The 14,670-nt window shown below is 45.1% G+C and carries 7 protein-coding genes; 1 reads left to right on the top strand and 6 read right to left on the bottom strand.

Annotated elements, in window-relative coordinates; translation table 11 throughout:
* Positions 1-38: 38 nt before the first annotated feature.
* From LAY41_RS18170 to LAY41_RS18160, 3 genes are all read right to left on the bottom strand, one after another.
* Entirely contained in the window at positions 39-803 is a 765-nt protein-coding gene (locus LAY41_RS18170; RefSeq protein WP_249101015.1) for a class I SAM-dependent methyltransferase, read from the bottom strand.
* Between the two features lie 44 nt (positions 804-847).
* Entirely contained in the window at positions 848-1,552 is a 705-nt protein-coding gene (locus LAY41_RS18165; protein WP_249101010.1) for an N-acetylmannosamine-6-phosphate 2-epimerase, read from the bottom strand.
* A 144-nt stretch (positions 1,553-1,696) separates the two neighbouring features.
* Positions 1,697-4,084 carry a hybrid sensor histidine kinase/response regulator gene (locus tag LAY41_RS18160; protein ID WP_249101008.1) on the bottom strand — a complete coding sequence of 796 codons (2,388 nt, stop codon included), beginning with the start codon at positions 4,082-4,084 and terminating at the stop codon, positions 1,697-1,699.
* Positions 4,085-4,267: 183 nt separating this feature from the next.
* On the opposite strand from LAY41_RS18160, the gene cobN reads away from it, so the two are divergent.
* Complete coding sequence (gene cobN / locus LAY41_RS18155) at positions 4,268-8,251, top strand: cobaltochelatase subunit CobN (RefSeq protein WP_249101005.1); 3,984 nt, start codon at positions 4,268-4,270, stop codon at positions 8,249-8,251.
* 108 nt (positions 8,252-8,359) lie between these two features.
* Here cobN and LAY41_RS18150 read toward each other — a convergent pair whose 3' ends face one another.
* The 3 genes from LAY41_RS18150 to LAY41_RS18140 form a co-directional block, all read right to left on the bottom strand.
* Entirely contained in the window at positions 8,360-8,581 is a 222-nt protein-coding gene (locus tag LAY41_RS18150; RefSeq protein ID WP_249101002.1) for a hypothetical protein, read from the bottom strand.
* A gap of 363 nt (positions 8,582-8,944) precedes the next feature.
* Entirely contained in the window at positions 8,945-11,221 is a 2,277-nt protein-coding gene (locus LAY41_RS18145; protein WP_249100999.1) for an EAL domain-containing protein, read from the bottom strand.
* Between the two features lie 477 nt (positions 11,222-11,698).
* Positions 11,699-14,485 carry a GAF domain-containing protein gene (locus LAY41_RS18140; protein WP_249100997.1) on the bottom strand — a complete coding sequence of 929 codons (2,787 nt, stop codon included), beginning with the start codon at positions 14,483-14,485 and terminating at the stop codon, positions 11,699-11,701.
* Positions 14,486-14,670: the final 185 nt, after the last annotated feature.

The raw sequence follows: 14,670 nt of genomic DNA, 5'->3' as shown, positions 1-14,670 counted from the left end.
TCTACTTAAGCGTACTCGTTATGAGTATGAATTGTCAACTATAAGTCGTCAACTCGAACGCAAGCGATCGCATCCTGGTGGTTGTCCCATCCTCTTTCGGTATATGTCAAAAGGCGAAGATTGGGTATCTTTTGCAGTTGTAATAAGACCCAAGAAGGCGACGACAGGGAAATACCATAATTTTCCAGGTTGGGGTAGTCTAGATAGCCGAACCCCTGACTGTCATAGTCCTTTACCAAAATAGGTAATTTGTTGGGATCGAGTCCGTAACTATAAGCCATCATCCTTATCCTGTGGGCAACCCAGAGGCCGTTCGCAGTAAAAATAAGAATGCCACCCGGACAGAGAAGAGAGTTAAACAGGTTCAAGAAATCAGTCCAGCTAGAACTGTTGAGATGAGTCAACAAGGAACCGCACCAGATTAGATCGAAACTAGCTTGAATTGGGATATGGTTAACATCCTCCGTTGAGTAGACCCCTGTTGCGCCAAATACTTTGACGCAGAAATCAACGCCATCTTGGTTTAAGTCGCAAGCGGTTAGCTTTGCTTCAGGGAAAGCAGCTTTAAGCATTCTTAGCACCCTACCGTGTCCGCAAGGGAGATCCAAAATATTCTTAAAATCCTGCTTTCGGGCTGCCAGCATTGCTAGCTTTACGCATTGTAAGGCTGACTGTCCAACATTAAAATAATGTTTTTCTTTGCCTAAAAACATCTCATCTTTGGAGGCAATCTCGTAAATTATTTCCGTTGGCTTTTGCTCAAATAGCTCTTTGAGTTGGGAAATATAGTCGGGTGTGTTCATCCTCAGCCTTTTTGCCTTTTCCTCGCGTGTCAAGTTTGGAAATTTTAAAAGGCAGTTGGGGCAGTGAAAATGGCTTCTCGATAGGTTCTAACCTTGTAATCGATCCCAGTGATATCAGTGCCGACAACAACTGCGTAAGCTCCCAGTTTGAGGGCTTCTTGAGCCATCTGGGGTGAGGCTATGCCGCCTTCGCAAATGGCTGGGACTTTTAACTGCTTTACCATTTGGGCGAGGAGGTCAAAGCCGGGGGGAGAAAGGTGCTTCGTCTCGTTGGTGTAGCCGTAGAGGGTTGTACCCACAAGGTCGGCACCAGCTTTTGCTGCTGCTCTAGCTCCCTCAATCGTATCCGCATCTGCCATCACCAGCTTGCCCAATTCGTTGTGAATGCGTGCAATGAGGGTATCCAACGTTTCATTGCCCGGTCGGTCTCTGAGAGTGGCGTCAATAGCGATGATATCTGCACCGGCAGATGCGATCGCCGCCGCGTGTTCAAACTGAGGAGTAATATATACTTCGTATCCAGGTATCTGCTGTTTCCAAAGCCCAATTATCGGTGCTTGGACTCTCTGCCGCACGGCACTTACATGACTTGGAGTATCAATCCGCACAGCAGATGCTCCGCCCAGCACAGCTGCTTGCGCCATTGCGGCGATCGCTTGCGGGTCGTGCAACGGTGAGTCAGCTGGAGCCTGACAAGAAACAATTAGGCTCTTACGGATCTGTGTTATTTGTTCTTTATTAAAAGTCATTGGTTATTGGTTATATCATGTCAGGTTGCATCGTTAGTACATGAGTTAGAGCGAAAAATTGTCTGTTGTCATCGGTGGTTGAATTTTTACCGCAGATAAAGAAGGATGAACGCAGATAAACGCAGATAAAAAAACGCGAATTTCCTACTGAGCGATGACGAAGTTAGCAATCTTCTGCAATAACTGTTCTGGTTGAAAGGGTTTTGGCAGATAATCATCTGGTTCTGCTGTCAAACCGTACAAATTATTTTCAGCCGTTTCTGTAGCTGCTATAGCGATAATTTTGAGGTTTGGCACTGCCGGGGAATTACGCAGTTCGCGAATGACTTCATACCCATTCATTCCTGATAAATTAATCTCCACGAGCGCGACTAAGGGTTGCAAGATCTCAATTTGCATGAGAGCCGTACTGCCTTCTACAATCCACACCATCTGATAACCTGCGGCTGTAAGAATATCGCAGATGAGGGTAGCTGTTTCTTCATCGTTTTCAATCAAAACAATGCGCCCTTCAGGAATATCGCTACTTCCCGGTATTTGCGCGTCGCTGACAACTGGTGCTGAAGGCGGTAGAGGCAACCAGACGGTAAAAATCGATCCCACATCGACTGTAGATTCGACTTCGATCCTGCCTCGATGCAATTCTACCAGTTGTTTTGTTAAAGCTAAACCCAGCCCAGTTCCTTCGTATTGGCGGTGGTAAGAAGTATCCAACTGTTGAAATTTCTGAAAAAGTAGAGGTAACTGCTCTTCGGAAATGCCGATGCCAGTGTCTTCTACCTGAAATACCGCCGTGTTGTTTTCTAACCAAACTCGCAGAATAATTCGTCCGCCAGAAGGGGTAAATTTGATGCCATTGCTCAAGAGATTAAAAAGAATCTGCCTAACTCGTTTATCATCAGCCAAAAAGCGATCGCGAACGGCGTTAATTCGCAGATTTATTGCTAGTTCAACGCCGCGTTGTTGGGCTTTTTCTCTCAGAATTTGTAAGCTTTCTTGAGCAAGTTGACACAAAGAAAATTCGCTGATATTTAAAACGGTTTTACCCGCTTCCAGCTCAGACAGATCTAGAATATCGTTGATTAACTCTAATAGGTGTTCTCCATTGTCGTGGATGGTTTGCAGGTAATCGCGCTGTTTCTGACTCAGCTGGCCAAATGACCAACGCAACAGAGTGGCAGACAACCCGATGACGCAGGTGAGGGGAGTCCGCAATTCGTGGCTCATGGTGGAGAGAAATTCACCCTTGACTCGGCTGGCTGACTGTGCTGCTAGCATGGCATCGTGGAGTTCTTGAGTGCGATCGATCACCCGTTGTTCTAGCGTTTGTTTTTGCTGTTGGACTTCGGCGTAAAGTTCGGCTTGGTAAATTGCTAGAGCTAAGTGTTCGGCAATATCCCGCAGAAAGTTTTTTTCATTATCCTGCCATTGGCGCGGCTGGAAGCATTGATGGGCAATGAGCAGCCCCCACAGCTGGTCTTGGATCACAATTGGCACAACCAACTTCGCTCGAACCTGAGTGCTTCGCATTAAATCCAACAAGCAGGGAGAAAAGACGTAGGCAGTTTCTACATCTTCCACCGCTTGGGCGAAGCCTTTGCGATATTTCTCCCGACAGTTGGGTACATACATAAAGCAGTGCCCCTGCTCACTAAAATTCACCACTGAGGGTATGGTATCGTCAGCCCTACCTTCGTAGGTAATACGACCGCAGTATGAGGAGGGATCTAGAAACGCAGAGGGTAAATCTGCGTTTTTGTTTACTTCATAAGCGTCGTATTCTTGGGCAACAGGAGGTATTACACAGCCGTTTTGCTCCTCTGCTGTCGAATTAAAGTTAAATTGATATATTACTAACCGATCGGCTTGCAAAAAAGACCTTACCTGCTCGACAGCAGTTTTCAGAATGACGGGTAACTCTAGACTCTGGCGGATTTGGGTTGTCACCTGATTGAGGAGTCGCTCTTGTTCGATCTGTTGGCTAAGAGCCTCATGCACGGGTTGACAAACAGAAACATAGGGGTAGAGCGTTTCTGGTGTCTCGCTATCAGAGGAAAGCATTTCCAGCAAAGAGAGGGTGAATTCACTTTGAAGGGTGGGGTCGTTGGGTTCAAGGGCTTGGCTTGCTGTTTGCAGACTTTGGCAGAGAAAACGATTGTTTTTCAGTAAATTGCTAAGTTGGGCCAAAAAGGCGGCGATCGCTCCTGGCTCGAAGGTCAACTCCACCTTTAGGGAGTTTTGCGTGAGAAAATCTGACTCCAAGGCTTTTCCCAACACCAGGGCACTAAACCGCCTTGAAACTAACACCGCGAACCTTTCTGACTGTGTTTCCTGGATAATTTCCACAGAAGACACTACATCTTCGGTCAAAAATAGGGTAATATCTTTTCCTTCTCTTGCGACAGTTTGGTCAGAATTGAGGGAGGTATCTTCCCCAACCCTTTGAGCCATCTGTTGCAACAACTTTCGCAGCTGCTCAAAAGTTGCAAGGGGCAAACATCGGCTTAAAATTGATTTTTGGTAACTGACCATTTAAGGGGTTTATCTACAAAAGTTAAATGCTTTACTAACTAAAATTTTTGGCAGAGGATCAATTATTTCGGTTGTCTTCTTAATTATCAAAGGTAAAGCCAGATCTCAGGCAAGACTTAAATCTTTAGTTTTGCTAAAGCTGCGGAAGCTCTGGAAAAGACTGTAACTTATGAGGATAATATCGTGCATCGCTTAGCTGCAACCCCCGGAGGGTGGAATTTTCAGGAAGAAGGTGTCATTTTTGTGGAGCAGACACCCGCTCCGATCGTTTTTCTTACTGCTGCCGATACAGACATCCAAACGCTAGGGGCGGCAGTTGGCAAACTCCCAAACGGATTCCCGAAGATTAGGGTTGTCAATCTCTTGCAATTACAGCAACAGCTAAGTATTGATACTTATGCAGAACAGGTGCTGTCTCAGGCGCAGGTAATCATTATACGGTTGCTGGGAGGGCGTTCCTACTGGTCTTATGGGTTGGAAGTGGCGCGGGAGACTGTGCAAAAATCCCAGGGATCGCTGATTGTCATACCAGGGGACTCTAGCCCAGATCCAGATTTAATCAGTCACTCAAATGTTTCGCTGACAGTCGTTAATCAGCTATGGCGCTACTTCACCGAAGGCGGCGGAGAAAATTTTGTCAACGCCCTCAAATTTGTGGCCGATGTGTGTTTGGGGCAAATTTATAATCCACCACCACCACAAGAAGTTCCCCGTGTCGGATTTTATCCCTGGCGAGGAGGGACTAGAAAAGTCAAAAGTCAAAAGGAAATAGGGACTGGGGAAGATTTTTTCCAATTAGATATCCCTAAAGTTGGACTTTTATTTTATCGCGCTCATTACTTGGCTGGAAATACAACTGTAATTGATGCGATTTGTCAAGCTTTAGCCGATCGCAAATTACAACCAGTGCCGATATTTGTCTCTTCTTTGCGAGATCCTGATGTACAAGCAGATATATTGGAATATTTCCAGCCCAAAGATGCAGAACCTGTACAACTTTTACTTAACACTACCAGCTTTTCAATTGCCAAAACTACTTTTTACGCTGAAACTGACTCTCTACTCAGCACTCAGCACTCAGCACTCAGCACTTTAGATGTGCCTGTGTTGCAGGTAATTCTCAGCGGCGGTACTGTCGAAGATTGGGAATCTGGGTTCAAAGGTCTTTCTCCGAGAGATATGGCGATGAATGTGGCATTACCGGAAGTTGATGGGCGAATTATTTGTAGGGCAGTTTCTTTTAAGGCGGTGCAATCTCGACATTCTGAACTGGAAACAGATTTGGTGGTATATGAACCTAGATTAGACCGGATTGCTTTCGTTGCCGATTTAGCTTTTAGCTGGGTGCGTCTGCGCCAAACTCCAGTTTCCGATCGTCGAATTGCTCTGATTTTAGCTAATTATCCTAACCGCGATGGGCGTCTTGCTAATGGCGTTGGTTTGGATACTCCAGCTAGTTGTGTGGAAATTCTTAAGGCTTTGCAGCAAGCTGGTTATCAGGTTGAAAATATACCTGAAACTGGTGATGAATTGATTGAGATTTTAACTGCTGGGGTGACGAACGATCCTGAAGGGCGCGAATTGCGATCGCATCGACAGCATCTATCTTTAGAGCAATATAAAGAGTATTTTGCAACTTTGCCGTCAGAGGTTCAAAAAGGGATATGCGATCGCTGGGGAACTCTTGTGCAAGAAAGAAATGAAGAATCCTTCTCCTCTACCCCTCTGCCCCTCTGCCCCTCTGCCCCTCTGCCCCTCTGCCCCTCTGCCCCTCTAGCCATTTCAGGTATTCAATTTGGTAATGTGTTTGTGGGTATTCAACCAAGTCGCGGTTATGATATTGACCCAAGCTTGAATTATCATGCCCCCGATTTAGAACCTACTCATGCTTATTTGGCTTTCTATTATTGGGTGCGGCAACATTTTAATGCTGATGCGATTGTTCATGTGGGCAAGCATGGGAATTTGGAATGGCTACCAGGTAAAAGTGTGGCTTTATCCAGCAATTGTTACCCGGAAGTTGCTTTAGGGGCCATGCCCCATTTTTATCCTTTTATTGTTAACGATCCGGGTGAAGGTTCTCAAGCTAAACGTCGCGCTCAAGCAGTTATTATCGATCACCTGACTCCACCGATGACAAGGGCTGAACTTTATGGCCCTTTGCAACAACTGGAGGCTTTAATTGATGAATATTATGAGGCTCAAAGTTTAGATCCGTCGCGGTTATCGATGATAGGCGATCGCATCGCTAAATTGATATTGCAAGAAAATCTACATCAAGATTTAGAAGTAAGTCAAAAGTCAAAAATCACAAGTCAAAATAGAGAATATTATGTGGGAAATTTGGATTTGTCAGTTTTGAATTCAATTGATGGTTATCTGTGCGAATTGAAAGAAGCTCAAATTCGCGATGGATTGCATATTTTTGGGCAGTGTCCGCAGGGGCGACAGCTAAGGGATTTGATTGTAGCTATAGCTCGTCATCCGGGTACGAATCGTCTTGGTTTAACTCGTGCTATTGCTAAAGATTGGGGTTTGGATTTCGATCCTTTAACGGCAGATTTGTCATTAGTTAGTAGGGGCGAAGCATTTGTGTCGAAAAATTTAGATGCTCAGTCAAAGATGATCTACACAAATGCTTCGCCCGTACATTCGTCATTTGTCAATGACAAAGATTGTCGCACTGTTGGTGATGTAGTTGAAGTATTGGAAGAATACGCAGCTGAATTAGTAGAGCAACTGATAGCAAATGTTAACGGACAACTTCCAAATGACAACGGACAATTGACTAAACGCGAGTTAGATTGGATACGCACTCATTTGTTGCCTGCACTCCAACAAACTCAACAAGAAATTACCCAACTGTTGCGAGGTTTAGATGGTCGCTTTGTACCCAGTGGCCCATCTGGGGCTCCGACGCGGGGACGCCCGGAGGTGTTGCCTACAGGCCGCAATTTCTACTCAGTAGATATACGCAATATCCCTACGGAGACGGCTTGGGATGTCGGACGTAAAGCGGCTGAAACATTGATAGAGCTATATACCCAGGAGAATGGCGAGTATCCAAAAACACTGGGCTTATCTGTATGGGGAACTTCCACAATGCGAACTGGCGGTGATGATTTGGCGCAGGCGTTGGCTTTGCTGGGAGTGCGACCGATGTGGGATGGCCCTTCGCGACGGGTGGTGGATTTTGAGATTTTACCAGTTTCGGTTTTGGGACGCCCGCGTGTGGATGTGACGCTGCGAATTTCGGGTTTTTTCCGCGATGCTTTTCCTAATTTAATCGATTTATTCGATCGCGCCTCTTCAGCTGTGGCGGCATTGGATGAACCGCCAGAACAAAATCCTTTGGCGGCGCAAGTAAAGCAAGAAACGCAATTTTGGCTTTCATCTGGGTTGAGTCAGGAACAGGCAGAAGTGCGATCGAGCTACCGCATTTTTGGCTCTAAACCCGGTGCCTACGGTGCTGGGATTCAAGGTTTAATTGAAGCCCAAAACTGGACAGATGACCGAGATTTAGCGCGTGCTTATATCAATTGGAGCAGTTACGCTTATAGTGCGAAAAAGGAAGGACAAGCAGCACCAGAAGCATTTGAGCAGCGCTTACAACAGATGCAAATTGTGTTGCACAATCAAGATAACCGCGAACACGATTTACTGGATTCTGATGATTATTATCAATTTCAAGGTGGTTTGACGGCAGCAGTTCGTGCCTTAACTGGAAAGAATCCCCAAACTTATTTTGGCGATAATTCTATGCCAGAAAATCCGAAAGTGAGACAATTGCGATCGGAAATTGCACGGGTATACCGTTCTCGCGTGGTGAATCCCAAGTGGATAGCTGGAGTGATGCGCCACGGTTACAAAGGTGCGTTTGAAATGGCGGCGACGGTGGATTATTTATTTGCTTACGATGCCACTGCTAACTGTGTGGAAGATTTTATGTATCGGGGAGTGGCAGAGGCGTATCTGTTTGAGCCATCCGTGCAGGCATTTATCCAAGAAAAAAATCCTTGGGCTCTGCGAGATATGGCGGAAAGGTTGTTAGAAGCGCATCAGCGCGGTTTGTGGCAAGGAGTTGAGCATCCTATGGTGGAAAAATTGCGATCGCTCGTTCACCAAGCCGAAGCCGTCATTGAAACTAAGCCGTCACAATATAATTAACGGCTCTTCCCTGCTTACTATGCTATGGCAGAGGGGCAGAGGGGCAGAGGAGAAAATCAATAAAAATGTTCTTCTATGAACAAAAGCATCACAACTCCGAAACAGCCATTAGTTCTCAACAGGCGCATCTATACCTACAACTTGCACCCATCCTCTACGCACGGCGTGAAGCAGTCTTTTGATAGAGCGATTGTCATCTTCGTTGAGTGAATTCTCTGCCAGTGTAGCCAACAGCTTGTAATACTCGATCGCCGTCATTTTTCCAGACTTACTGACTTTAACGAAAAGTTCCGAAATGGTGTGAGGAACCAGATAAAGCTGGACTTGCATAACAATCTATTCCCTGAATATTTATGACTTTTTTTAATTTAGGAAATAAATGTGAAAAACTGGTGAAAACAAAAAAAATTTTTCTCGCTCCCAGGTTCAACCTGGGAGCGAGGTTTTGGAGGCAGAACCTCCCTTAATACCAAATCCGCTTCGATTACCCCGGTTATTCTTCGAGGGAGGGGGGAGTGGGGGAGTGGGGGACTGGGGGAGTAAGAGAAGGAAAAACATTGAGGCAGAAAAAGGGGGCTTTCCAACCGGATTTGGTATAGAGAGTGGGGGAGGATTTGAAATTTTAGATGAAAGATTAAAGAATTGAAATAAAATCTAAAATCTAAAATCTAAAATTCCCCTAGCCCCTCTGCCTTAGATGTGTGACAGCTTAGCTCCCTTATTGGGACAAACAGAACAATAGCTGGCAGAAGTTTTGACTGTAATCGGCCAAGACTTTTGCAGAATTTGGGTTGCATCCTTAGCCGATAGAGGCCGACTGAACAAATAACCCTGCATATATTCGCATTGGATACTTTGTAAAAAATCTCTTTGCTCTTCTGTTTCCACCCCTTCTGCCACCATCTTGAGATTCAATACTTTTCCCAAAGCTGCGATCGCACTAATAATAGCTGCATCATTCGGGTCAGTTGTCAATTCCCTCACAAAAGATTGGTCAATTTTTAGCTTATCAAGCGGGAACTTTTTGAGATAGCTCAGCGAAGAATATCCCGTGCCAAAATCATCCATAGAAATGGAGACACCCATACTGTGCAAGTCTTTCAGGATTGCCCTAGTAAAATCTAAATTTTGCATAGCAATGCTTTCAGTAATTTCCAACTCCAAAAAGCAGGGCAAGAGCCCTGTTTCTGACAAAACTCGCGCCACCATTTCCACGAGATTGGGTTGTTGAAACTGGCGGGCAGAAAGGTTAACCGCTACGCATAACGATGGGAAACCCGCATCCTGCCAAACTTTATTTTGGGCGCAGGCAGTTCGCAGCACCCATTCGCCGATGGGTAGGATCAGTCCGTTTTCCTCAGCTAACGGAATAAATTTTGCTGGAGAAATCAGCCCCAAGTCAGGATGCTGCCAACGTACTAAAGCCTCCATTTCGGTAATTTTGCCAGTGGTAGTATTAACTTGAGGTTGGTAGTAGACGACAAATTCTCCCCTTTCTAAAGCTTGGTGCAGCTTGTTTTCTAGTATCAACAACTCGGAAGCTTCGGAGTTCATCGCCGCTTTGTAAAACTGGTAATTATTGCGACCCTGTTCCTTAGCACGATATAGGGCCACGTCTGCGTTTCTTATAAGTGTTTCGGCATCTTCGCCATCATAAGGATAGAAAGCAATGCCAATACTGCTACTGATATAAAGTTGGTGCCCTTCTATATTAAAAGGCTGCTTAAGAGCATCTAAAATTATTTTGGCGATCCTACCAGCATCTTCTACACAACTGATTTGGGGCAGCAGCAGGGTGAATTCATCCCCTCCCCAACGAGCAACGGTATCGTGCTGCCACAGACAATTGGTGAGTCGTTCAGCAACTATTTGTAACAACTGATCGCCAAAAACGTGACCTAGTGTATCGTTGATTGTCTTAAAACGATCTAAATCTAAAAACATCACAGCGAGCATTCCTTGGCTATCTGCGGCATTTGACAATGCCGCAGATAGCCGCTCGTTGAACAGTATCCGGTTGGGCAAATCTGTTAAAAGGTCGTGTAAAGCTTGATAGCGAATTGTTTGTTCTGCCATCCGACGCTCGGTGATATCCCGAAAGCTCCAAACTCTGCCAACGACTTGTTCTCCAACGCGCTGAGGCTGAGAATAGCGCTCAAAAATTCTCCCATCTTTAAATTCCAAAATGTCCCAAGATTCTGTTTCAGGATCGGCGTACAATTCATTTACTTTGGTGAGGAATTTTTCGGAATTTTTTAGCTGATGCAAGACAAACGACACTACTTCTTCATCATCCTCAGAGGCTAGGATGGATTGAGGAAGACGCCACATTTGGACAAATTTTTGATTAAAACCGACAATCTTTCTGTTTTTGTTAACCACAAAAATTCCATCAGCAGTGGATTCCAGTGCTGCTTGCTGGAGAGAAAGCGATTTTTCTAATTCTTTTTCTGCTTTGTTACGATCGGCAATCTCGCTCTGCAATTGCTCTAGGGCTTTCCTTAATTCCGCTGTCCGTTCTAGAACTTTTATTTCTAATTTTGCGTTAAGCTGTGTGAGGATATCTTCGACTTGTTTGCTAGAGGTAATATCGTTCAGAAAGCCGGATATGCCTATAATAGCACCGTTGCGATCGACTGTTAATCGCGCATAAACTTCAATCCAACGAAAGCCACCATTTTTAGTTATGTATCGAATTTTATATCGGCAGTTTTCTTTTTGGCCTTCAATTAGGCTCTGAAATATCTCTATATTCCGTTTTTTGTCATCATAATAAATGTAATCTAGAATACTTTTGCCGAGTGTTTCTGCAACTGTGAATCCGGTAATTTCTGTCCAAGCAGGATTGAGAAATGTCCAGAATCCACTGGCGTCTGTCTGGAAGAGCGCTTCTTTGATGTGGTTAATTATAAAGCGATAGGTTTCATCGCTTTGTCGCTGTTCTTCTGGTGAGCGATCGCTGTGGGTCATTTTTTCCGGCAGCCTAAGTATGGCAGATTTTATCTTTACTCTGCTTTTTTATAGTTTAATTTCACGCTGTGCTACAGATTGCTTGTTTAGGCACTGTTAACCGTTAACCGCTAACCTCGAATGTGTAACGACTCGACAAATAAGCAATATAAACAAGTATATTTTGCGATCGGAATAAAGATCTGCTAAGTTAACATACTTTTGTTGTGATTCTAGTCACCCTCAATTGGTGTTTTGGAACACAATAAAATGCGACTCAGTATGTTATGAGACTTCGCACGGGCACGCTCTGGGGCTAAGCATTCCCAGGATAATTTGTTGGTAGAACCGAAAGATCTCTTACGAAATCCCTACTAGCGTAAAAAAACTCAGTCTCCGATCGCCAACAGTATAACATCGAGCCGATTTTTTGTAGGCGCGATCGACATCCAACATCCGCCCCACGGGGGATGCGATCGAAGCACTTAGCAAGTACAATTAGGCACGCTCGTATGGGCGCAGCGGAATCTCAAGAAAGAACTCTGCTCCTTTTCCCGGTTCTGACTCGCACCAGAACGCCCCTTTGTGTTTTTCCACCACAATCTGATAGCTAATCGACAAACCCAGTCCTGTACCGCGTCCCACCGGCTTGGTGGTGAAAAAAGCGTCAAACAGTCGCGTCCTCACTGAATTTGTCATTCCGGGCCCGTTATCGGCAATCCGCACCGTGATATAGTCGGGCTGCAAAATTTCGGTGCGAATCCGAATCTGGGGAGTCTCAGTTGCGTTTCCATTGACTGCAAACTCTTCGACTGCATCGATCGCATTGCTCAAAAGGTTCATAAAAACTTGATTGAGCTGTCCCGCGTAGCACTCCACCAAAGGCAGGTCGCCATACTCTTTAATAATCTCAACCTGGGTACGTCCTCCGTTGGTTTTGAGGCGGTTTTGCAAGATTAGCAGCGTGTTGTCAATGCCTTCGTGAATATCGACTGGCTTCATTTCGGCTTGATCGAGTCGCGAGAAATTCCGCAAAGAGAGGACAATTTGACGGATGCGATCGGCCCCTACTTCCATCGAGGACAAAATTTTGGGAAAATCTTCTATAAGAAATTCCAAGTCAATGTCGTCAGCACACTCCAGGATTTCCGGGACAGGTTCGGAATATAACTCCTGATACAAACTCACTAGCTTTAGCAAGTCTTGAGTATATCTGTTTGCGTAGGTCAAGTTGCCGTAGATAAAATTGACCGGATTGTTGATTTCATGGGCGACACCGGCCACCAGCTGGCCGAGGCTGGACATTTTTTCGGTCTGAATTAATTGTGCTTGAGTCTGCTGGAGATCGTATATAGCTTTTTCTAGGGCTTCAGCTTTGGTTTGGGCAGCTGTGGCGCTGGTGCGGGCTTGTTCGTACAGTTCGGCTTGCTGAATTGCGATCGCCACCTGAATTGCCAGCTGTTGCAGCAACTCAACCTCAGACGCCTGCCAAACTCTAGGCCCTTCGCATTCGTGGACAATCAGCAATCCCCAGACAGAACGAGAAGGAGAATTTAGATGTGGATTTTCTTTTTCTTTCTCACTTACTAACTCTCCTAATTCTTCAGTTTTAGGTATAGGCACAACCAGCGTAGCTCGCACTTCCAACTCCTGCAATAAAGCAATATGGCAATCATCTAAGTCCGCATTAAATACATCGTTGATAGCCTGTACCCGTTCTCCCAGGTATGGGTAGACAGACTTGCTGAAAAAACAACTATTTTGACTCATTTCCCCCATAATAGAAACGCACTTGCCCGTTGTCTGTTCTACCACCACCTCACCTTGCCAATCTTGAGTAAATTGATAAATCGCTGCCCGGTCTGTTTTTAGTAAACTTTGCACCTCGCGCACCGCTGTCTGTAAGATCGTTTTCAAATCTAGAGTGCCGCGAATTTGATCGCTGATTAGCCGCAGGAGCGATTCCCGTTCCATTGAAGCGCGAGTTTGGGCATAGAGACAAGCTTGTTGGATCGAAATAGCTAGCTGATTGCCAACCGCTTCGGCTAATTCTCGATCGTTTTTAGACCAATATCGATTGTAGCCACATTGGTTTAGATAAAGAATGGCGTGCAGTACGTTATTAGCCTGCACTGGTACAACTAAAGAAGAGTTTATCTGAGCTTTTTTGTATTCTTCGTTTTGGGCTCCAATGCGGGGGTCTTGAGTAATATCGGGGATGATAACTGTTTGACGATATTTAATTACCCACTGGGTAATCGGCCCGTGGGTATCGAAATCATCTATAGTCGGTGGAAATGGTTCTCGACAAACTTCATACAAATGTTGGCGTCGGTAGGCGACTCGATGGGCTGTCTCCCAGAAAATTTCCGATTTCGAGGAAATAGGGCATTCTCCCTTACTTCCCAGATCTTGTTCGCGACAGTCTTCTACCAAATGAACTAGACAGCGGTCTACTTCTAAGGCATCCAACAGTTGCGCGATCGCAGAAGTTAAAATTGCTTCTATATCTAAGCTTTGGCGAGTTTGGCTAGTAATTTGGTTAATCAGTTTTTCTCGCTGTGCCTGTTTCTGGCTTTGATCGTAAAGTTTTGTCTGGCTGATGCCGATATCGAGCTGTTGGGCGACTAACTGCACTATTTCTATTTCATCTGGCGACCAATTGCGGGGCTTTGAGCGCAAACAGGCCATCAGTCCTATCCTACTTTCCTGTATAGATGTTTCTTCGGCGCTACTTCGACAGACTGGAACTAATAGCTTGGCGATGTCTGGCTGCATCTCTGCGCCAGAAACAACCCCTGTTTTATTGTGCTGAAGCTTGTTTTTCTGATGTTGGAAAATCGGCAATTGGGTGAGCGATCGCGAAATAGCACTAAAGGCTCCAGTTGTCGGTTCGGTGCCGCTGCTGACTACCAATTGCCCTTGGGCTAGGACACTTGCTGCCGATCGAAACATTTCTACCCCATCATACGCCCATTGCATAGGTTCTCGATCGCCTCGCACCTGCTCGTAAACCAATTGAACCCTTTGTGTGTGAGGATAGTACCACAAAAAACTACAACGATCCAGATGCAGTAAGTTGGCAACCTCATCCACAGCTGTCTGGAGTAGGGGCGACCCTGATGCCACTCCCACTTTCATCTCCAGAGAGTTCCAGATGCGATCGATAACTTTTCGCATCACCGCGCTCCGTTTACGAGAGTCTTGAATCTGGATTAATCCGAATTTATTGCTGTATGAAAACACTGGTGATAACCGAGGTAAAAAAGATAAAGATCCAAGCATATTTATCCTCACAAACATCCTTTTTCGTGCCCAAAAAGCCTTTTTTACGATTAGTTGCGTGTAAGCTTTGAGCTTTTTGATTCAAAAACTTAACCTTTACAAAACTTTATTAAGTCAGGAATTATTAATGCGTTTAATTCTGACTTTAGGCAACCATATTTTTATTTTATACTAAATTGAATTTT

This window comes from Argonema galeatum A003/A1 (genome assembly GCF_023333595.1).
Classification (GTDB): Bacteria; Cyanobacteriota; Cyanobacteriia; order Cyanobacteriales; family Aerosakkonemataceae; genus Argonema; species Argonema galeatum.
Note: the sequence above shows the minus strand (reverse complement) of the source record. Positions and strands in the feature narration are given on the sequence as shown.

What these genes read in the sequence shown, in the direction of transcription:
- LAY41_RS18170 (WP_249101015.1), bottom strand. Translation starts at nt 803, where the DNA reads ATGAACACACCCGACTATATTTCCCAACTCAAAGAGCTATTTGAGCAA.
- LAY41_RS18165 (WP_249101010.1), bottom strand. Translation starts at nt 1,552, where the DNA reads ATGACTTTTAATAAAGAACAAATAACACAGATCCGTAAGAGCCTAATT.
- LAY41_RS18160 (WP_249101008.1), bottom strand. Translation starts at nt 4,084, where the DNA reads ATGGTCAGTTACCAAAAATCAATTTTAAGCCGATGTTTGCCCCTTGCA.
- LAY41_RS18150 (WP_249101002.1), bottom strand. Translation starts at nt 8,581, where the DNA reads ATGCAAGTCCAGCTTTATCTGGTTCCTCACACCATTTCGGAACTTTTC.
- LAY41_RS18145 (WP_249100999.1), bottom strand. Translation starts at nt 11,221, where the DNA reads ATGACCCACAGCGATCGCTCACCAGAAGAACAGCGACAAAGCGATGAA.
- LAY41_RS18140 (WP_249100997.1), bottom strand. Translation starts at nt 14,485, where the DNA reads ATGCTTGGATCTTTATCTTTTTTACCTCGGTTATCACCAGTGTTTTCA.